The sequence below is a fragment of the Rhodovulum sp. FJ3 genome (genome assembly GCF_032918305.1).
GTDB lineage: Bacteria > Pseudomonadota > Alphaproteobacteria > Rhodobacterales > Rhodobacteraceae > SAT37.
This window is the reverse complement of sequence record NZ_JAWJUU010000007.1, coordinates 16,765-35,409: the sequence shown is the minus strand read 5'-3', so window position 1 is coordinate 35,409 and position 18,645 is coordinate 16,765. Positions and strand designations below refer to the sequence as shown.

Annotated in this window: 19 protein-coding genes; 11 read left to right on the top strand and 8 right to left on the bottom strand. The window is 59.9% G+C overall.

The window, feature by feature from the left end; genetic code table 11:
• Positions 1-3 precede the first annotated feature (3 nt).
• Positions 4-621, top strand: coding sequence for a LysE family translocator (locus R1W00_RS15935; protein ID WP_317263761.1), 618 nt, complete (start codon positions 4-6; stop codon positions 619-621).
• A gap of 301 nt (positions 622-922) precedes the next feature.
• Here R1W00_RS15935 and R1W00_RS15930 read toward each other — a convergent pair whose 3' ends face one another.
• A complete protein-coding gene (locus tag R1W00_RS15930; RefSeq protein WP_317263760.1) occupies positions 923-1,864 on the bottom strand; it encodes a LysR substrate-binding domain-containing protein in 942 nt (313 codons plus the stop codon).
• 104 nt (positions 1,865-1,968) lie between these two features.
• Here R1W00_RS15930 and R1W00_RS15925 point away from each other — a divergent pair, with 104 nt between their 5' ends.
• The 3 genes from R1W00_RS15925 to R1W00_RS15915 are packed head-to-tail and all read left to right on the top strand — an operon-like array spanning position 1,969 to position 3,968.
• Positions 1,969-2,790 carry an acetoacetate decarboxylase family protein gene (locus R1W00_RS15925; protein WP_317263759.1) on the top strand — a complete coding sequence of 274 codons (822 nt, stop codon included), beginning with the start codon at positions 1,969-1,971 and terminating at the stop codon, positions 2,788-2,790.
• A complete protein-coding gene (locus R1W00_RS15920; RefSeq protein WP_317263758.1) occupies positions 2,787-3,491 on the top strand; it encodes a hypothetical protein in 705 nt (234 codons plus the stop codon). Before R1W00_RS15925 ends, R1W00_RS15920 begins: the two co-directional genes overlap by 4 nt.
• Positions 3,492-3,536: 45 nt before the next feature.
• Positions 3,537-3,968: an SbcC/MukB-like Walker B domain-containing protein gene (locus R1W00_RS15915; RefSeq protein ID WP_317263757.1), complete on the top strand. Its 432-nt coding sequence runs from the start codon at positions 3,537-3,539 to the stop codon at positions 3,966-3,968.
• A 457-nt stretch (positions 3,969-4,425) separates the two neighbouring features.
• On the opposite strand, the gene R1W00_RS15910 is transcribed toward R1W00_RS15915, so the two are convergent.
• A complete protein-coding gene (locus tag R1W00_RS15910; RefSeq protein ID WP_317263756.1) occupies positions 4,426-5,493 on the bottom strand; it encodes a hypothetical protein in 1,068 nt (355 codons plus the stop codon).
• 226 nt (positions 5,494-5,719) lie between these two features.
• Here R1W00_RS15910 and R1W00_RS15905 point away from each other — a divergent pair, with 226 nt between their 5' ends.
• Positions 5,720-6,607, top strand: a complete 888-nt coding sequence (locus R1W00_RS15905; RefSeq protein WP_317263755.1) for a recombinase family protein — start codon at positions 5,720-5,722, stop codon at positions 6,605-6,607.
• A 377-nt stretch (positions 6,608-6,984) separates the two neighbouring features.
• Here R1W00_RS15905 and R1W00_RS15900 read toward each other — a convergent pair whose 3' ends face one another.
• Positions 6,985-7,212: an AbrB/MazE/SpoVT family DNA-binding domain-containing protein gene (locus tag R1W00_RS15900; protein WP_317263866.1), complete on the bottom strand. Its 228-nt coding sequence runs from the start codon at positions 7,210-7,212 to the stop codon at positions 6,985-6,987.
• 595 nt (positions 7,213-7,807) lie between these two features.
• Between R1W00_RS15900 and repA the strand changes: the two genes are divergently transcribed.
• The 4 genes from repA to R1W00_RS15880 all read left to right on the top strand — a co-directional run bounded on the left by repA (position 7,808) and on the right by R1W00_RS15880 (position 12,771).
• Entirely contained in the window at positions 7,808-8,989 is a 1,182-nt protein-coding gene (gene repA / locus R1W00_RS15895) for a plasmid partitioning protein RepA (protein WP_317263754.1), read from the top strand.
• A 2-nt stretch (positions 8,990-8,991) separates the two neighbouring features.
• Positions 8,992-9,963, top strand: coding sequence for a plasmid partitioning protein RepB (repB, locus tag R1W00_RS15890; RefSeq protein ID WP_317263753.1), 972 nt, complete (start codon positions 8,992-8,994; stop codon positions 9,961-9,963).
• Positions 9,964-10,235: 272 nt separating this feature from the next.
• Positions 10,236-11,531: a plasmid replication protein RepC gene (gene repC / locus R1W00_RS15885; RefSeq protein ID WP_317263752.1), complete on the top strand. Its 1,296-nt coding sequence runs from the start codon at positions 10,236-10,238 to the stop codon at positions 11,529-11,531.
• 145 nt (positions 11,532-11,676) lie between these two features.
• Positions 11,677-12,771: a Fic family protein gene (locus tag R1W00_RS15880; protein WP_317263751.1), complete on the top strand. Its 1,095-nt coding sequence runs from the start codon at positions 11,677-11,679 to the stop codon at positions 12,769-12,771.
• A gap of 62 nt (positions 12,772-12,833) precedes the next feature.
• On the opposite strand, the gene R1W00_RS15875 is transcribed toward R1W00_RS15880, so the two are convergent.
• Complete coding sequence (locus R1W00_RS15875) at positions 12,834-13,346, bottom strand: RES family NAD+ phosphorylase (RefSeq protein ID WP_317263750.1); 513 nt, start codon at positions 13,344-13,346, stop codon at positions 12,834-12,836.
• 101 nt (positions 13,347-13,447) lie between these two features.
• Positions 13,448-13,798 carry an MbcA/ParS/Xre antitoxin family protein gene (locus tag R1W00_RS15870; RefSeq protein WP_073037527.1) on the bottom strand — a complete coding sequence of 117 codons (351 nt, stop codon included), beginning with the start codon at positions 13,796-13,798 and terminating at the stop codon, positions 13,448-13,450.
• Positions 13,799-14,242: 444 nt separating this feature from the next.
• Between R1W00_RS15870 and R1W00_RS15865 the strand changes: the two genes are divergently transcribed.
• A complete protein-coding gene (locus tag R1W00_RS15865; protein ID WP_317263749.1) occupies positions 14,243-14,728 on the top strand; it encodes a hypothetical protein in 486 nt (161 codons plus the stop codon).
• 40 nt (positions 14,729-14,768) lie between these two features.
• A complete protein-coding gene (locus R1W00_RS15860) occupies positions 14,769-15,707 on the top strand; it encodes an ArdC family protein (RefSeq protein ID WP_317263748.1) in 939 nt (312 codons plus the stop codon).
• Positions 15,708-15,763: 56 nt separating this feature from the next.
• On the opposite strand, the gene rsgA is transcribed toward R1W00_RS15860, so the two are convergent.
• From rsgA to R1W00_RS15845, 3 genes are read right to left on the bottom strand one after another with little or no spacing between them, the layout of a single operon-like run.
• Positions 15,764-16,840 carry a ribosome small subunit-dependent GTPase A gene (rsgA, locus tag R1W00_RS15855; RefSeq protein WP_317263747.1) on the bottom strand — a complete coding sequence of 359 codons (1,077 nt, stop codon included), beginning with the start codon at positions 16,838-16,840 and terminating at the stop codon, positions 15,764-15,766.
• A 4-nt stretch (positions 16,841-16,844) separates the two neighbouring features.
• A complete protein-coding gene (locus R1W00_RS15850) occupies positions 16,845-17,384 on the bottom strand; it encodes an N-acetyltransferase (RefSeq protein ID WP_317263746.1) in 540 nt (179 codons plus the stop codon).
• A 29-nt stretch (positions 17,385-17,413) separates the two neighbouring features.
• Positions 17,414-18,532 (bottom strand): MerR family transcriptional regulator, encoded by a 1,119-nt coding sequence (locus R1W00_RS15845; protein ID WP_317263745.1) that lies wholly within the window; start codon positions 18,530-18,532, stop codon positions 17,414-17,416.
• Between the last annotated feature and the right edge of the window lie 113 nt (positions 18,533-18,645).

The window sequence follows — 18,645 nt, the reverse complement described above, 5'->3', positions numbered from 1 at the left end:
GCGATGGACAGCATCTGGATCGGTCTGGGCCTGCTTGCCTTTGGCATCACCTCGCCCGGGCCTGCGTTTTTTGCCGTCCTGTCGGCCGCTCTGGGTCAGGGGCGCAGGGCGGGTGTGACGACGGCCTTGGGGATCGCAACTACGAACGCGGTCCTGTCCGTGGCGATTTTGGCTGGTCTGGGGTCGGTTCTGGGCCGCGCGCCCCAATGGTTTACGGCGGTCCAGATCGCGGGGGCGCTGTATCTGATCGTCATGTCCGCGCGAAGCCTGATGAAAACCCTGCGCCCGCGTCCCATTGGGGCACGGGCCGCCACCCCCCTGCCCCACAACGCCTTTTGCTTTGGCATGCTGTTTCAGGCGGCCAATCCCAAGGTATGGCTGTTCTTTCTCAGCGCGCTTGGCACCGCCACGACCGCCGGCACCCCTATGACGACACGGGTCGCGTTTGTCGCTTTGATCGCGGTGTTCAGTGCAACATGGTATGGCGGCGTTGCGGTTTTGTGCGGGATGTTGCCGCTGGCAAACTGGTCTGGGCGGATTGCCGGTGTCTCGGCTGGTCTGACCATCCTGATGGCTCTCGGGGTGCTGGCCTATGTTGCAACCGCCGCCATCATCCCCTGACCGCCCTATATCGACGCCGCCGACCGCAGCGCCCAAAGGGCGGGTTTTTTCACATTTATTTACAATAGGTTATGCCATTGGACTTTGCCGGTTGGCACTGGCTTTGTTGCACAAATCCCGGTAGGGAATCATCTCGCGAATCCAGCATGATAGCTGGAGGGCATGAGCAGTTGGGCGTTGCCGACAGATGTCTGATCCGATACTGGCTCCCACCGCGGAGCACCACCAATCGGGCAGCGCGTGGAAGATATTTATGCCTGTCTGACCTGCGGCGGCACGGCGCGGCGGCGTCTTCTATCGATCAGGAGAGTTCGCCAAGCATGTCTTTCATCTCTGGTGATGCAATCAGAGCTTGACCGTTGCTGGCGACGTGATGAGCGCAAAGCCGCTCACGAAAGACCTCGCGGACAATGGTGTGTAGGTCCAGTGCGGCAGGTGAAAGGTCGTGTCCTGCGATCAGATGCAGGTCGATCTTCGGCAGCGGCGGAAAGAGCGGCGCATGATGCACGACATCCAGATCATCCGGGCATCCGTATGTTGTCCGGACCGTGACACCTAGGCCGGTACGTAATGCAGCCCACACACCCTGAAGACTGGGCGTGGTAAGCGCCGCGCGCCAGGGTTGTCCAGCGGCTTCCAGTGCCTCGATCGCCGCCTGCCGAAAAAGGCAGGGATGATCGAACATGACAAGCGGCATTGCATTGTCGGCTTCGTCCGAAGGGGCTTTCCATGGTGCTAGCCAGACCATATTTAGGCGCGCAATCAGCGTGTCGTCCTTGCCCGAGCCTGCCAAGGCGAACAAGATCGCAATGTCCAACCCCCCATCCGACACATCTGTTTCCAGTGAATAGTTGCGTCCGGCCCGCGCTTCGATATGGACCCCCGGCCATTTGGAAGAGAACCGTTCCAATACCATCGGCAGGATGTCTTCTGCGAAGTCCTGCGGAAGCCCAAGCCGGACTGTCGCGCCAACAGCAGTCGCGTTGACTGAGGCGGCGGCTTCGTCATTCAACGCAAGGATGCGCCGTGCATAAGCCAGAAGCCGGTCGCCAGCTTCCGTCGTGGCAAGTCCACGACCAGCCTTTCGGAACAGCTGCTGCCCTGCCTGTAGCTCCAACTTTTTTAATTGCATGCTTACTGCAGACTGTGACCTGCCGAGGCGATTGGCGGCCCGCGCAAAGCTGCCCAACTCGACGCCGGCAACCATCGTGCGCAGCGCATCCATGTCGAAGGTCGGACGCATAGTTTCGATATCCTGCAGGGTTTCTTCAAAACTATTCGATAGTCGAAATTAATTGTGCTGGCTAGTATCATCCGTAACGAGATGCCGCGCGGAGGGCCAAATAGATGACGAGTCGTTATTCCTACACACCACCATTTGCGCCTCGAGGTAGAGCGGGCGTAGCGCCGACGCCACCTTGGCACTATGCGGCCGACTTCCTCACCATCGCGTTTGAAGCCTCGCAGGAGGCAGTCGCCGCGGTTCTGCCCAAAGGTCTGGATGCCGATGCCGAAGACGGTCGAGTGCTCTGCACGGCCTCTTTCGCAGCGTGGCAAGCCTGTACAGATGAGGGCGACGAGTTTCTTGATCCGAGCCGGTCGCAATATAGCGAATGCCTGATTTTTGTGGGGGCTCGTCTGGGTGACGAGGCTGTTTTTCACTGCCCCTACATTTACGTTGATTCCGATCTGTCCATGGTGCGCGGCTGGCTGCTCGGCTATCCAAAGAAGTTCGGGAATGTGCACACCACGCGTGCCTTCAATCTCCAGTCCCCAGCAGCTCCAGCTCTCGGACCGGAGGGCAGGTTCGGCGGAACGCTTGCCCTTCACAGCCGACGTCTTGCTGAGGGGACCGTGTCCATCGAACATGAAGCGGAGCCCGATGCGCCCATCTTTGGCAGCAGGCCGATCATTGGTCGCCGCCATTTTGCATCGCTGTACGAGGGTGAACAAGGGGCTCCGGCAATCGACGAGTTGACCCGACTGCGCGGCGAGAATTTCCAGATATCGCAGATCTGGGAAGGTGCCGCGACTCTAGATTTCAATGAATCTCCGACCGAGGATTTGGACCTTCTTGGGCCGGTCAAGGTTCTGCGCGGCTATCGCTACAGTGTGGCGATGTCCAACAGGTACAATATCAGGGTCGAGAATTTGAGGGCATCGGCATGAGCAGTGATTTGATCGCGCGGTTGCAAGGGCTGAGTACCCCCCATCTGGCGGATGCCTGTCTGAGGACCGGCGTTGACGTGAGGTGTGCGCCAAGCGGCCTGCGCCCCATTGACGTCAGGATGCGCTGTGCCGGTCGCGTCCGTCCTGCCCGACACTTGGGCAGCGTGGATGTCTTTCTTGAGGCGATGGAGATGGCCGCGCAGGGGGATGTCCTTGTGGTCGATAACGGGGGGCGCGAGGATGAAGCCTGCGTTGGTGATCTGGTCACATTGGAGGCCAGCAATGCAGGCTTAGCGGGTATTCTGATCTGGGGCTTACATCGTGACACCGATGAACTCCTTGAGATCGGGATGCCGCTGTTCTCGATGGGGACCATGCCAACAGGTCCGCAGAGGCTTGATCCGCGTTCACCCGATATCCTTGATTGGGCTCGGGTCGGGAATTGGGTGGTCAGCGCGGGCGATCTGGTCGTTGCCGATGCGGATGGAGCGATCTTCCTTCCCGAAGACCGATTGTCCGGGATCGTCGATGCCGCAGAAGCAATCCGGACAACCGAGCGGCGTCAGGCCAGCGCGATGCGCGCGGGGCAGAGTTTTCGAGAGCAGGCTGCTTTTGGCCAATATCTGGAAAAGCGGGCACTTGATCCCAGCCATGGCTTTAGGGATCACCTCCGCCAGATCGGTGGCGCAATAGAAGAGTGATGTGGCAAATGCCCATCCCGGGGGACATCCCCGGGGTGGCATCTTTTGACACGTGGTCGCTGCCGGCTAACGCGTGGGCTCGAGGCATCTGGCGGTCGCGGCAAGCGTGGGCTCGAAATCGAGGCCTTCGACATCAACACCGGCAAGGCGCGCCCGACAGCCACGTTGTCAGGCGGCGAGACCTTTATCGCGGCACTGGCCCTCGCGCTTGGGCTCGCTGATGTGGTCGAGAGCCTTTCGGGCAAGATCCGGATGGACACAATCTTTATCGACGAAGGCTTCGGGAGCCTCGACACCGAGAATGGGGCGGGCACGCTGGATCAGGTGATCCAAGTTCTTGCTGCGCTGACAGAGGGCAGCCGGGCTGTGGGCCTGATCTCGCATGTGGGGCTGGTGCAGGAGGCCATTCCACAAGGCTTTTATGTGCGCTCGACCCCAAGCGGCAGCCGGGTCGAGGAAAGAACGGGTATGGGATGACGGGCCGCTGGTATTACCGGAAGGCACTCACCCGCCGACTGTCGTCAGGGCGCACGGTATCCGTCCGCGGCGGTTGGGCAGTTCGGGGCGATCGCGAAAGCAAGAGGGGCGCATCGTTCAGGCGGACTTGTCCAATATGTGGGGCGCTGATCGTAAGTGTGGGCATGCCCAGAGGAGGGGGGGGCATTTTGAGAGCGGCAAAGGCCTGACACGAATTAAGCACCCTTGTCTGCATCTTGGCGAGGGTCTGAGCAGGCGGCGCGACGAGGACACACCGGATCTTTTCGAAAGGCTGCCATAGCTCGTTGCCGGTTCACACAGAGCGATTCTGACCAAGACACCTAGGTCGATATTCAAACCACCCTTTGGCGACATCGATGAACGTAAGCATTGGCGGTAAGCGCTCCTCCCTCAATGAACCGAGAAGGTCCCTGTTGCTGGATCTGATCACAACGGTCTAGTCCTTGATCCGCCACATCCTGAATCGTCCTTGTTGCGTCACTTCTCGGATCAAGCCTCTCTCTTCCATCCAGGCGAGGTTCCTTTGAACCGCCGCGCGACTTGCGCCTGTTAATGCCTCCGCCATCGGGGCTGACACCAAAGGCCACTCTGTCAACGCCGAACGAAGCGCCGCCGGAGTTCGCCCCGAAAGCTGAGACATGACTCCTTCCGCCCGAGCACTCCATGTCTCGGCATCGTCTAGATGCCGCATCGCCGTTAGAATTGCGCTGTTCATCCCATCCAACCAGCGGACCAAACGTTCGGGTGGTAAGCCCGAGACACGCAGCCCCCCTGCCCCGCCCAAAGCCAGCGGCGCGAAGACGGCGCCGCTTCCGTCGCAGGCCGCGATCCTGGACGCGGTGACGGCGGCTTCCATCTGGTCGCCGTGCTGTCCGAGGCCCGCCAGGCTCCAGAGATGAAAGCCCATGCAAGCCCGCGTGATTGGGTGGAGCTCGGCTGCTGCGGCCATTACGTCCAGCCATCCGCCCGCGCGATCTTCGAAACGCTCAGCGCTGCCTTCAATGATCTCGGGATCGCGGCGATCCAGGAAGGCGGCCAAGTCAGCCTTCGGTCCGGGACCGCCTGTCAGACGCCGAACAGCCCATCCAACTCTTGCCAGGGCATTTGGGTCATCCTGTGCACCTGACAGCCGCATCGATACCCAAAGGGCCAGACGATCAGCACTGACCCGATCCCCTGCGAACCAGCTGAGGTCTGCCGCCTCGATCAGTGCGAGGCGGTGCCGCCAGCCTTCAGGACCGCGCAGCAGGCGGTCATCCAGAGCACCCAGGCGTCCAGCGACCCGTGCCAGTCGCGCAGCGTGAACGCTTTCTGCCTTTGCCCAGTCTTCGATGACATCAGTGTCGGGCGGTTCTGCCCGTGGCCCGGGAGGCAAATCATCCGGTTCTTCATCGAGGGGCCCAGGCAGAAACCAGAGATCCTCTTCGCGAGCCTCTTCATCCTCCTCGATGGTGACGAGGGGGGCATCGAAATCATCAGTTAACGCGGATGCTTGGGCCTTCATATGTGCAAAATACTCTTCTTTTGCACATTGCCCAAGTGATTTTGCGGCGGTTACCCTTGCTCTTTATATAGTATGCGCGCGCGACTGCTGATGGAACCTCTCAGATCGCCCTCAGCGCAAGGAAACCAAGGGTTTTGGGACGAGCACGACGAGAGAGCACCTACTTGCACTCGTTTACAAACGGTCGTTTATTGGTGATACATAAAATTGCAAACGGCCCGTTTTCATGTCCCTGATAGGCTATGCCCGCGTTTCCACAGAGGATCAGACCCCCCTGCCCCAGTCTGAGGCCCTGCAAACTGCGGGTTGCGTCGAGATCTTTGAAGAGCACGCCTCGGGCGGCAATCGTGCGCGCCCGGTGCTGGCACGCGTGCTCGAACGTGTCCAGAGCGGCGACACGCTGGTCGTTGTGCGGATCGACCGGCTTGCGCGGTCTCTGTCGCACTTGTTGGAGGTGATCGAACGTCTCGAGGCCAAGGGGGCTTTCTTCCGCTCGCTTCAAGACCCGATCGACACATCCTCACCACAGGGCAAGTTTACGCTGCAGGTTCTGGGTGCCGCGGCCGAGTTCGAACGCGCTCTGATCCGCGAACGCACCAAGGCCGGGCTTGCTTCTGCGCGGGCCAAAGGGCGCGTAGGCGGCAATCCTGGACTTCGCGTCAAAGACCCCGCCGCGCTGCGCAAGGTGCGGCTGGCGCGACAGGACGGTTACATGGAGCGCCTGAACGAAACTGCGCAGGATTGGGTGCCCCATGTGCGCCGTTTGCGCCCCGATATGGCTTGGGAAGACGTGCTGCGGATCATCAACGGCCCCCTGCCCCCAGATCGCCATTGGACACAAAGCCGACTGCTCCGTGCCGTGAAGGCCTATGTCAGAGACGGTTTCCTTCCTGCCGAGGTGCTTGGCCGCGCCGGACGCCGCGAAACCGATGACCGCCTGCCGGCCATCGTGGCGGCCATCAAAGGGTTGGACCCAGATATCACGCTACAAGCGATCTGCGACCGGTTGGAATCCATGCGTGAGCGCACCCCTCGAGGCCGCACCGGCTGGCAACCGTCCTCCGTCAGGATGCTGTTGGAACGGGCGGAGCGACTTGGATTGCTGGTCAGCTAAGTTGATTGACGATGCTCAGCCGGCTTTCGATGAGCAACGTGTTGTGAAAGTTCTCGCTCCACAGCGTCGTGCACCCGGCGATCAGCGCGGCAGACATGAACATCGTGTCATAGACCGATTACTCATACTTCTCTGCCAGCTCGCGACCGGCTTGATGGGTTTGAACCGTTATGTCCACGAAAGGCCATAAGGACTTCATACCATCAAGAAGCGCACCGGTAGCTTCCTAGCTGAGCCGAGTTTTCCGCCGGCAATTGACCATCGCCTCGTTGAGGACCTGGGCGCTTGCCCGAGGCCCCTGCCCTAGAATTTCCACTGTTCTCTCAGCATTCGGATCATCGTCAATTGGGTAGAGCACAACAGTTGTGTCTGCGAATTCAGCGCTCATGGGTGGCGTCGCGGCATAGACGCGCGTCCTTGGGCAGTTTCCCGCGAAATCGCCTTAACCCTTGCAGGACTTCATCGGCGCCAGGTTGGCGCCTGACCAGAATGGTTCTGTCTCTCTTTACCAGGTCGATCTGGTCGCCTTTCTTTAGGCCCAGTTCCCATACAAGATTCGCGGGTAGCCGGACGGCAAGGGAACTTCCCCGTTTGGCAACTCGCATGATGTCCTTTCTGGCATGGATAAACATCCGTGTATGCCTAAAACTATCAGTAGGTAAGCTTTGCTTCGTTTAAGGCATTGTCCTGTCTACGCCGTGCTTTGTGCCGGATTCTGCTTCCGCGAAGCGAGCTATCGCGATGCCCCCTACCCTGCCGAGGATCATTGACGGCTCAGATGACAGTGCTTTGACCATAGGTTCCAAGGCAGCGCCGCTATCTGATCGTCTGGCCTCAGGACTTGAGTATCAATACAACTATGAATTTGATCCGATTGGGCCATGGATGTGCCGTAGGTCTGTAGGCGCGTTGTCTGATCCGATCTGGGTTCACGATATCTCTCGCTAGCCGGATTTTCGATCGAGACACCTATGTGAAACCGGGCCTCAGCGATATCTAGTCGGCGCAAGTTGCACTCGTGAACCGCAGGTTTGTGAGTGCTGTTAACAGCTGTTAACTCGGGAAGGTGCGTGGCTTCTCTAGTAGCGCTTTGGTTCAACAGCACAATTTGTGGATATAATCCTTGACTTAACAGGGTGAATCACGGCCATTAGAGTCAAGTTGCGCAAATAAGCGCGTTCGAGCAGAGAAATTGCAACTATGTTTCAGACGGCACCCATCGAAGCGGCGTCCCAATCCGAGCTTACAAGCCAGATGGCCGCGCGTCTACACACGGCGCTCTCGACGCATCTTCAACAGGCCTACGCGCCCGATCAGCGTAAGAATTTGAGACTATTCAGCGCAACAGAGACTGCTGACCTACTCGGCGTAACCGGACAATTCTTGCGCAAGTGCCATAGCGATGGGTCGTTGCCGGAGCCGGAAGTCATCAAGAACGGACGGCGCTTTTATTCCGGGGTAGAAATCCTGCAAGCGCGCCATTTTCTGGAGGCAAGCTCTCGAAAGCCGGGCAAGTATCTTCCTGGGCGTCGCGAGGGTGACAAGCTTCAGGTCATTCAGCTGATGAACTTCAAAGGTGGATCTGCGAAGTCTACCTCCGCGATCCATCTGTGTCACTACCTTGCTTTGAGTGGCTACCGGGTGTTGGCGATTGACTTGGACCCACAAGGGAGCCTCACAGGCTTTTGCGGAATTCAAACTGAACTGGAGTTTGAGGGAGCGTCGATTTACGACGCACTGCGATATGATGATCCGGTGCCGATGTCTGAAGCTATCGTGGAAACCTATTTCCCTGGCTTGCATTTGGCGCCTGCCCGCCTTGTGCTGAGCGAGTTTGAGACTGAAACAGCGGTCAACGCTGGGCGCGGCGTCGCATTTTTTGAGAAGCTCAGTCTAGCGATCCAGTCCGTTGAGAGCGACTACGATGTTGTGGTGATCGACAGTCCGCCAGCTCTGGGGTTTTTGACTTTGACCGGCCTTTATGCTGCGACCTCCGTCATCGTGCCGATGACGCCAAGCATGCTCGATCTCGCCTCTACACAGCAGTTTGTCGAGATGACATCCGCATATCTCGGGGTGATCGAGGACACGGGCGTCAAACTCGATCATGATTTTTTCTCGTTTCTCATTACTAGGGACGATCCGAGCGACATCCCCAGTCAGCAGATTGTGAGCTTGATGCGTGCCTTGTTCCAAGATCGTGTCGTTGGGGCGACGGGACTGCGCAGTACGGCAATTGGCGATGCGTCGATGCTCAAGATGTCGATCTACGAGGTTGCACGATCCGAGATGACGCGGTCAACCTATGATCGGGCAAAGAACAGCATGGATGCAGTAGGTGCGGAAATCGCAGGGATGCTTCAACAGGCATGGGGACGTTAGTCATGGCAATGGGGAAGAATAAAACCGGTATCATGGCGGCGATCACGGCGGCAAGCGAAGCATCGAAGGAGGGTGCGTCCGACCGGGCTCATCGGACCTTGCCGAAGGGGACTATCGGTTCGGTTCGTGCAGGCCTCGGGGGCATTCAGGAAATCGACACCAACTTGATCCTCGCCTGGGGCCCGAAGGATCGGATGGATATCGAGTTAACAGCTGTTAACAGAGATGCGCCAAATGAATCCATTCAGGACCTAGCCACCAGTATCGCTGAGTCGGGACAGCAAGTTCCAGTGCTTCTGCGTCCCTCAAAGGATCGTGACGGTCATTTTGAAGTCATCTATGGCCAGCGACGCATACTTGCGTGCCGCCATCTAGGCATGCCGGTGCGGGCTCTGATCCGCACACTCGATGATACCGATGCTCTCATGGCGAAGGGGCTTGAGAATGCCGGCCGTGCGGAGCTAAGCTACTATGAACGTGTTCGGTTCGCACAGGCGATCCTCGAGCAGGGATACGCCCGAGCGGAAGCATGCCAAGCTTTGGCGATCAGTAAGAACACTCTTTCACAGCTTGAACGCATCAATCGGCTTGTGCCCGTGGCGGTTGGTGAAGCCATCGGCGCGGCCCCGGGCGCAGGGCGTCCCAAATGGATGACCCTCGCTACAGCGTTCGAGAAGGACCAACTTTCGGAGGCGCGTGTATTGGAAGTGCTTGGTCAATCTGGTGCCCTTGATTCCGACGGGCGGCTGGACCTCGTCCTCAAAGAAATTGGCAAACGAGGCAAGCAGGAGCGATCTGTCGAAGAGCGCTCGCCTGTTCCCGGTGTGCAGATCAAGAGTGGAAAATCGGGGCTCTCAGTGACCGTAAAGCGGGTAGGGGAGAACACACGATTCGCGAATTGGCTGGATCAGAACCTGGACCAGCTCATTCAAGATTCCTTCGATCGGTTCCAATCAGAGAGCAACGAAGGATAGCGGCGGTTAACAGTTGTTAACCGTCAAGACGGAGGCACTGAGCAGAAAGGAGGACGGCACAAAAGAAAAACCCTCGAAACCGAAGTCCCGAGGGCTGCTGCGCACAAGGCGCGATTTGTTTTGACACTACAATCCTAGCAGCCCGCGAATCGCTAAACAACGAAAAACGTCTTTGGGCGAACAGGTTTTCTGTGCCTAGCTAGAAAATGACAAAATTCAATGATGCTCCGCATGGAGCGACTGGGACAGTCATGCCTCAGAACTGTGGGGGTATGTCCAATATTAACCAACCCTCGGGGTGGCGCAAAGCGACGGCCGGACTCGCGGTCGCTGAACAACACGCACAAGCTGGTGAAAAATCAACCGTGCCCAAGTCACAGGCCTTTGTCGCCGTGAAACGCGTTGGCGCACATATTGGCCTTAAGGCTGGCGACGTGCTGCTTCTCGACACGCTTGGGGCCTTCACACAGGCCCAGGACTGGGAGGAGGGACAGCGTCCGATCGTCTGGGCGTCCAACGCCTATCTGATGGAGCAGACAGGTTTCTCGCTCTCGGCGCTCAAGCGCCATGCGCGCCGCCTGGCTGAGATCGGCGTGATTGCCTTCAAGGACAGCCCCAATGGCAAGAGGTGGGGCCACAGAGACGCTGACGGTCGTATCATCGAGGCCTACGGCTTTGATTTGTCGCCACTGTCGGCCCGCGCCGAAGAGTTTGAGCAGCTACATGCTGAACTGCAGGCCGAGCGTGAACTCTGCCAGCGCCTGAAACGCCAAATCACAGTTGCGCGTCGAATGATCCGAGCGAGGATCGAAGCGGCCCTCAGCAGCGCTCTGGGAGGCCCGTGGACACAGCTCTCAAGCCTCTTTGAGGATCTCTTGGACCGCCTGCCACGCCGGAACACGGCCTCTGAGACACTTGCGCGGCTTCTAGAATGGTTCAGGGAACTCCAGGAGCGCGTTGAAGCAGCCTATCTTAAGGCGGTGCGTGCGGATGAGGTTGTGGAAAACACACCTGAAACCACGGAAGAAGCCAGTGAAAAGACTCAAGAATTGAACCCCAGGGAGGTCAATTCTGAACCTCATATACTAATTACAACCCAACTTAATCCTGTAACCTGTAATCGCTCAGAAACTGAGCAAACGGCGGCCGTGGTGCCAAATGCGCCACCGGAAGAGAAGGTGGATAGGGAGCTCGAAGATTGGGTGGCTGAAACACGTAAAAAACGTGGTGCGGCGCTTGATTTGCCGACCGTGATGCAGGCTTGTCCTGAATTTGCGTCCTGGGCACGTAATATGGGCGGGTATTTGAAGGATTGGGGCGATCTTCATCGCGTTGTCGGGCAGCTCAGGCCGATGATCGGCGTCTCAGAGCACGCTTGGAACCTCGCTCAGGACCGTCTCGGGCCCCAAGTCGCGACAGCAGCGTTGGTTCTGACCTTCGACAAACACTGCGCCGGCGAAGTGGCGTCTCCCGGCGGTTATCTGCGCGGCATGGTCGAGAAGGCCGGGGCAGGGGAGCTGCATCTTGAGCGCAGTTTCTATGGCCGGTTGAGCGGACAGGCAGCGTGAAGCAATGCGCAATCAATTGTCCAGCGGTCCAAGTTCCAGGCGGGGCATGCGGAGATTGCCGTCTGTATTCTCCGCAGTTATTGCGGTGGATATTGTTGTCTTGCGGAGAAAAAGCGGTATAATCTCCGCAAAGAGTGCGTAATATATGACCTACATCCACGAACTCCCTGTTTGGCCGCAGTTTACCTGGGATAAGGCCGAGCTGTCTTCACAACTTGCCGCGGTCCGTCACCGTCAAGGCAAGCTTTTGGGGCGCATGGAGGGTCTTGGCTTTGATCTTCGCAACGAGGCAATGCTGCGCACTCTTACCAGTGATGTCGTGAAAAGCAGCGAAATCGAGGGGGAGACGCTCGACAAGGATCAGGTGCGCTCGTCCATCGCGAAGCGGCTCGGGCTCGAAATTGGCGGACTGATCCCGTCTGATCGCCATGTTGATGGTGTCGTCGAGATGATGTTGGACGCGACCCAAGCGTATGACCAGCCACTGGACGCTGAGCGCCTGTTCGGCTGGCATGCGGCCCTTTTTCCGACTGGGCGAAGCGGGATAACCCGGATCACGGTGGGCAATTGGCGGGGCGGCCCCATGGAAGTTGTGTCAGGTTCCTATGGCCGTGAACGTGTGCACTTTGAGGCGCCAGAAGCCGTGCGGCTCGACGCTGAGATGACGCGGTTTCTGTCATGGTTCAACCAGGCACCCGACACGGATCCTGTCATTCATGCGGCTATCGCGCATCTGTGGTTCGTTACGATCCATCCTTTCGACGATGGCAATGGGCGCATTGCGCGCGCGATCGCCGATATGGCGTTGGCGCGATCCGAACGCAGTTCACAGCGGTTCTACAGCATGTCGACCCAAATCCGGCAGGAGCGGAGCGCTTACTACGACATGCTCGAGACGACCCAGAAAGGGGGACTCGATATCACTGCTTGGCTCGTTTGGTTCCTGGATTGCCTGGATCGTGCATTCGATGGTGCAGAGATTATCCTAGAGACCGTGTTCCAGAAGGCGCGGTTCTGGGAGCAATACGGAGCGGCCAACATAAACGACCGCCAACGGGACATACTCAATCGCCTGCTTGATGGGTTCGAAGGAATGCTCACGACGTCGAAATATGCGAAGATTGAGAAGTGCTCACAAGACACGGCATATCGCGACATCCTCGATCTGATCGACTTGGGCGCCCTTGAGAAAGATGAGGCTGGCGGACGTAGCACCAGTTATTCCCTGTTAGTAACATAGAGAGGCTTGTCACAGGCGCGGTATGCGAAAAGTTCACCCCGTGAAAATGTCAGCCAATCACCTCACATTCGTGACAGCCGTTCTTCGTCATCCACGACGTCAAGTGAACCGCTCTTGCCATCCCAAGCCCACAGGACGATGTTGAAGTCCGATGACGACGCACCCTTCGCAAAACTCTTGATCAAGAGCCCCGCAAACCGATCTGCTATGAGGGCGCGTGCTAACTCCTGTGTCGGCACCAATTGGCCATCGAGCATCTTCATGCGCCATGCAGGGTCGGCAAGCATCGCCTCGGTCGCGCCATACCGGTCAAGTCCGTCCTGATCGCGGGTATCGAAAATAGGCCCAAAGTCGGCCTTGTAGGACACCAGGATCGTGGGTTGCAGGTGGCCTGCCTGGTTGGCTTCTCGGAGAGCAGTCGTTGGATCCAGCGAGGTGTAGAGGGCAGGGGTGCCCTTTGCGTTAAAGCGCCCTCCATAGAGTTCAGCGCCTCGTCCGGACAGAGGCGCGCGGGCATAGACCGGGTTCAGGGCGCGATAGAGTGGCCCTGTGTAGCGCCCATCTTTCAGAGGCATCTCAGCGTCCCGCCATTGAACGAAAAAGTATGTGGCACCGATGTCCCGAGAACACGAAGTGTGACAGGGTATTGGTGTCTCATGTCTGGGCGGGGCGCGCTTTAGGCAAAGACGCCCGCATCGACCGCATCGATGTATTCCAGAACTTGCTGAGCTTTGCCTTCCTGCACTAGCTGCATGGCTGTCCGGCCATCAAAGCCGGGCAGGGGCTCTGACCGGTACCATGCATAGGCCATCAGTTCCGAGCCGAAGCGGGGTTCGACCTTGTTCAGTACCTCCACCAGTTCGCGCAAGCGGCGCTGTGTCTTGTCAGAGCCGATGCGGGCTCGCCTCTGTAACGCGTCCTTGCCCAAACCCACGGTCAATGCGATTTCCTCAGCCGAAGTGCGCAAGGCTGCGGCGATCTTGCGAGGTTCGAATTGCCCAGCTTCAGCAAAGTTCGTGATATGCATGATCTATGCTCCTACGGTGATACTGACGGTATATAGCGGCAATATTGCCGAAATTCAAGGTGTCAGGGGTGCTGCGCCTTCGTTTCCCAAGCTAATCCGTAACGCTGCAATGCGCTGAACGCCGGAAATCCTGATTTTTGGGCCTGAAAAGTCGCAGTAGGCGCGTTTTTTGCCGATCGAGAACGTCAGATAAGTTATTGATAATAAGCCAAAGACTACTGCGGTCGGGCTGGGGTTGCCGATATACCTTGCCGATCTTGGACCCCAACCGGCACTGACTGCATGAAGTCCTTGGGAACCGCGGTGGTGTCGGACCCTTGTCAGTTTCCACGGTCCAGTTGGCGGTTGGAAAGTGAAAGTGTCCTTCGGGTTTTGTGACTGACGGATGAGGGCCTTTGGGGTCCCTCAGATGGGTCCGGGCCGGGTTCCGGTCTGTTTTTCCGGATGAAGGGCATTCCCATGCAAACAGGTGTCTTGCGCGTGTTGCGCGCGACCGCTGCCTCTTGGTGGCGGCATAGAGAGCTGCGCCGAGCCGGTCAGACAGGGCTGGCACGGAAGCTCGAGCGGAAAGCCGTTCTCCGCGATCTCGGCTATCTCAGGCAGGCGGCGTCATTGCCAAACGCGCATGTGATCTGCGGGGAGGGTGGGACATTCATCCATCTCGGTTGGACCACCGTGTCGAGTTTCGCGCCGACCGAACGATTTCCCTTGGCCGCTCTTGCGGTCGCACTCGGGGCGCCCTTCATCGATATCCGACCCGTCACCGATGTTATTGCCTTCGCGAACCTGCCGCGGGTGGTGCGAGGCGGATCGGTCGACCCTGACCCTTCGGGTGACGGCACCTCCGTCTCGCTGACCACCTACATCGACTTAGTCGAAGAGCTTGGTGCCAGGATCGTCAACGATCCACGCCCCAGTCGGCCAGCCTGATCACCATTCCCTCTCACTAACACTCAAAAGGAGGCCAGCCATGGCCCGTTCCCGCACGCCCAAATTCGATGCCTCCGAGGTCATCACGAACGAAATCATCCGCATCATCGAGCGCGGCGTCCTGCCGTGGCGCAAACCCTGGAGCGCAGGCGGCAGCTCACGCCCCCTGCGCGTGGGCGGTGAGCCCTACCAGGGGGTGAACAACTTCCTGCTGACCATGCGCACCGTGATGGCGGGCCACAACTCTCCCTTCTGGATGACGCTGCCGCAGGCCAATGCCTTGGACGCAAAGGTTCGCAAGGGCGAGAAGTCCTCTGTCGTAGTCTACTACGGTCAAAGCCGGAAAGACGCCGGCGGCGAGGATGACCACGGGGAGAGGGATGATCACTCCGAGGAGGCCCGCATCTTCCGCTTCCAGAAATCCTACCGCGTGTTCAATGCCTGCCAGATCGAGGGATTGCCCGAGAGCTTCTACCCTGACCCGGAGCCCGTGCCCGAGCATCCGCCGTCCGAGCCCATCCCGCACATGCAGGCGTTTTTCGATGCCATCGACATCACGACCGTCTTCACTGGCACGGAAGCGTACTATTTGCCGCCCGTGGACAAGGTCTACATGCCGTCGATCACTCGGTTCCACGATCCGCGCAATTTCTACGGGGTTTGGGCGCATGAGCTGGCCCATGCCACGAAAGCCCCCCATCGACTGAACCGTGATTTCGGGCTCTCGAAGTTTGGCAACACCTCCTACGCGCGCGAGGAGATCGTCGCGGAACTTACCTCGGTGTTTCTGGGTCAGACGCTCGGCTTCACGGCGCATACGCTCGAGATGAATGCCGCCTATCTCCACAACTGGTTGCGCGTTCTTCGGTCGGACAAGGGTGCGATCTTCAAGCACGCCGCGGACGCACAGCGCGCCTGCGACTATCTGATCGCCAGATCGGAGACGGGCAGGGCAGGGCGCAGTGCCGAGGCTGCTTGATGGAACTGCGGCAGCGATACAGAAAAAGCCAGCTGTCAGCCAGAAAGGGAGCGGACCTATCGCTTTCGATCCAATTTTACCTTCACCGCGCTGCGGACGAGCTTGCCGAAGGCGCGATCCTTTTCGCGACGCTCGGCGAGGCTGGCGGAGTTGAAGGTGTCCTCGGCCTGGAGCTTACGCCAGCGGTTGAATCGAGCTGGATCGAGACTGCCGTCGTCGATCGCGGCCAGGACGGCGCAGCCCGGCTCGGTCTCATGCTGGCAGTCGGTGAACCGGCAGCTTGCAGCCAGCGCCTCGATATCCTCGAACACGTCAGCGATGCCAGTCGCGGCATCGGTCAACTGCAATTCGCGCATGCCCGGCGTGTCGAGTACGAGGCAGCCGCCGGGCGTGGCGTGCAGTTCGCGCCGGGTCGTGGTGTGCCGGCCCCTGGCGTCGTCCTCGCGGATGCCTTGCGTGGCTATGGCCTGCGCGCCGAGAAGCGCGTTGGTGAGGGTGGACTTGCCGACGCCGGAGGAGCCTAGGAAGGCGACCGTCCGTCCCGGTTTGCACCAGTCCGCCAGCACCTCCGCCGGTTCTTCGCCGCGGGCGTCCAGCGCCACCACCGGCACCCGGTCCGAGACCTTCCGTGCCGCGTCGACATAGGGCTCGGTGTCGTCAGCGAGATCCGCCTTGGTCAGGACGATCACCGGCTCGATGCCAGCCTCGAAGGCGAGCGCGACGTAGCGCTCCAGCCGCGCCACGTTGAAATCCGCGTTGCAGGAGGTGACGACGAAGACAGTGTCGATATTGGCCGCGATCAGCTGCACCGCGCGGCCCGTGCCCGGCGCACGGCGCTTGATCAGGCTCTTCCGCTCCAGCACCCGGCTCGACCGGGGCCGCGCGCGGTCGTAGAGCAGCCAGTCGCCCACCGTGGCGTCCAGTCCCGGAGGGATCGTCTCGTCGATGCCGTCGCCTGCCACCTGCAACCCGCTGCGATGCACGGCGACGACGCGCACCGGGGGCGTCGCGGTCAGCGCATCGGCATCGATCTGCCTCGCGAACGCCGGGCCCCAGCCGAGAAGTTCCAGCGCCGTGGGCTCTCGCCGTTGCGGTGTGCCACCGGGCAAGAAGTCGGAGTAGTCGCGGACCATGGGCCTACCAGAGCGCGGGGTCGTCGAACGCGGCGACGCAGCGCGCTGGCCCGGCGAGCGGCGTCAGCGGAGCCTCGGTCAGGGATTGCGCGATCCAGCCCTGCGGCTGGTTGAGCGGCTGGGGCGCCGGCAGGTCGGTCTCCGAGACGGACTTGAACCCCACGCGGCCGTAGAAGGCGGGATCGCCATAGGTCACGGCGATGTCCACGCCTTCCCGCCGGAGCGCGTCGAGACCGTGGGCGATCAGACGCTGCCCGATCCCTTGGCCTTGATGCTCGGTGGCGACCGCCACGGGCGCCATCATGAAGACCGTGCGCGGATCGCCGGCGTAGGTGAGGCGCGTGAAGAAGATGCCGCCAAGAAGCGTGCCGTCCTCCCAGGCGGTGACGACGCGCAGATCCCCGGCGGGCGTCTCCGCGATCAGCCGGCGTACGAGGGCGCCGATCAGCGCGCCTTCCTCCGCGCCTTCGGAGGCGGTGAAGGTCGACGCAAAGAGGTCCGCAATCGCCTCCGCATGGGTGGTGTAATCCGTTGAATAGTCCATCTCTCGATCCTTTCTGGTGCCAGGCGGGGTCAGACCCGCTCCAGCACGAACATCTCGTAGCCGAACTGGCCGCGTCCGGCCTTGAACACGGCGATCTCGCGGCGCAGGTCGTCGAGGACACGGCTCCCCGCGAGAGCCGGCTCCAGGGCCTCAAGCCGCGCGGCGAGCGGGCGGTAGTAGGTGTCCATCGCCTCGCGCCCCATGTCGAAATGTCCGAGGACGCGGTAGCCCGCGCGCCTGGCCTGCGCGACGCGGGTCGTGGGCGTTGCCATCGTGGGGTATTCCGCAGCCCAGAAGGCGCGGACCTCGTCGTCTGGTTTGTCGATTCGCCAGACCATGTCGGAGAACACGAGGACGCCGCCGGGGCGCAGGAGCGCCCGCCAGTCCGTGAGCGCCTTTTCAACGCTAAGGATATAGGCGCTGCCCTCGGACCAGATCACATCCCAGGGACGCTCGGGGGCTAGAATCGCGGCCATATCGACGTTCTGCACCTCTATCCGGTCATTGAGGCCGCGCGCCGCGATTCGCGCTGCAGTCGCCTCAGTCAGCGTCATCGTCGCCATGCCGGGACCACAGCCGATCTCGAGGATCGTCTCGGGCGCAAAGGGCACCAGCGAAAGCGCCCGGCGTGTCGCCTCGGCCGTTCCCGGGCCCCACCAGTCGAGGTCGGCAAACACTTGCATGAACCCGGCCATGTAGGCGTCGTGCGCGTTCATATCCTTGGAGACCAGCGCGACCAGCCCCGCCTCCGCGCTGGAAAATCCTTGTGACATGAGCCAAGCGCGGTGCAGATCGGGCGCGACGCGCTCGACCTCTTCGTGCCAGTCCTTGAGGCTCGACTGTCCGAGCAAAGCCGCCAGAAGGTCCCGCGACTTGCCCTTCTCTGCGATCTCCGCGTCCAGCACGGCCAGGCGCTGGCCCAGCATCTCGCGGTCGAGCTTGCCATCGAGGCAGGCCTGACATTCTTGCAAGCTCAACCCGCCCGCCTGGAGTTGCTGCATCAGGCGTAGGCGCTGCCGGTCAGCGTCGGAATAGACGCGATAGCCGTTCGCTAGGCGCTTGCCCTTCAGCAGCCCGAGCTTCTCGTAGTAGAGCAGCGTCGCGCGCGAGAGCCCTACGCTCTCCGCCAATTCCGATATCTGATACATCTGCTGCCTTGTCAGATTGCGTTGATTTCCAGCTTAAATGCTGTCCTAAGGTGTGAAGCCGTAGACAGGTCAAGCATTGATCGGACTGGTTGTCTGCTTTTTTGAATAGCCAC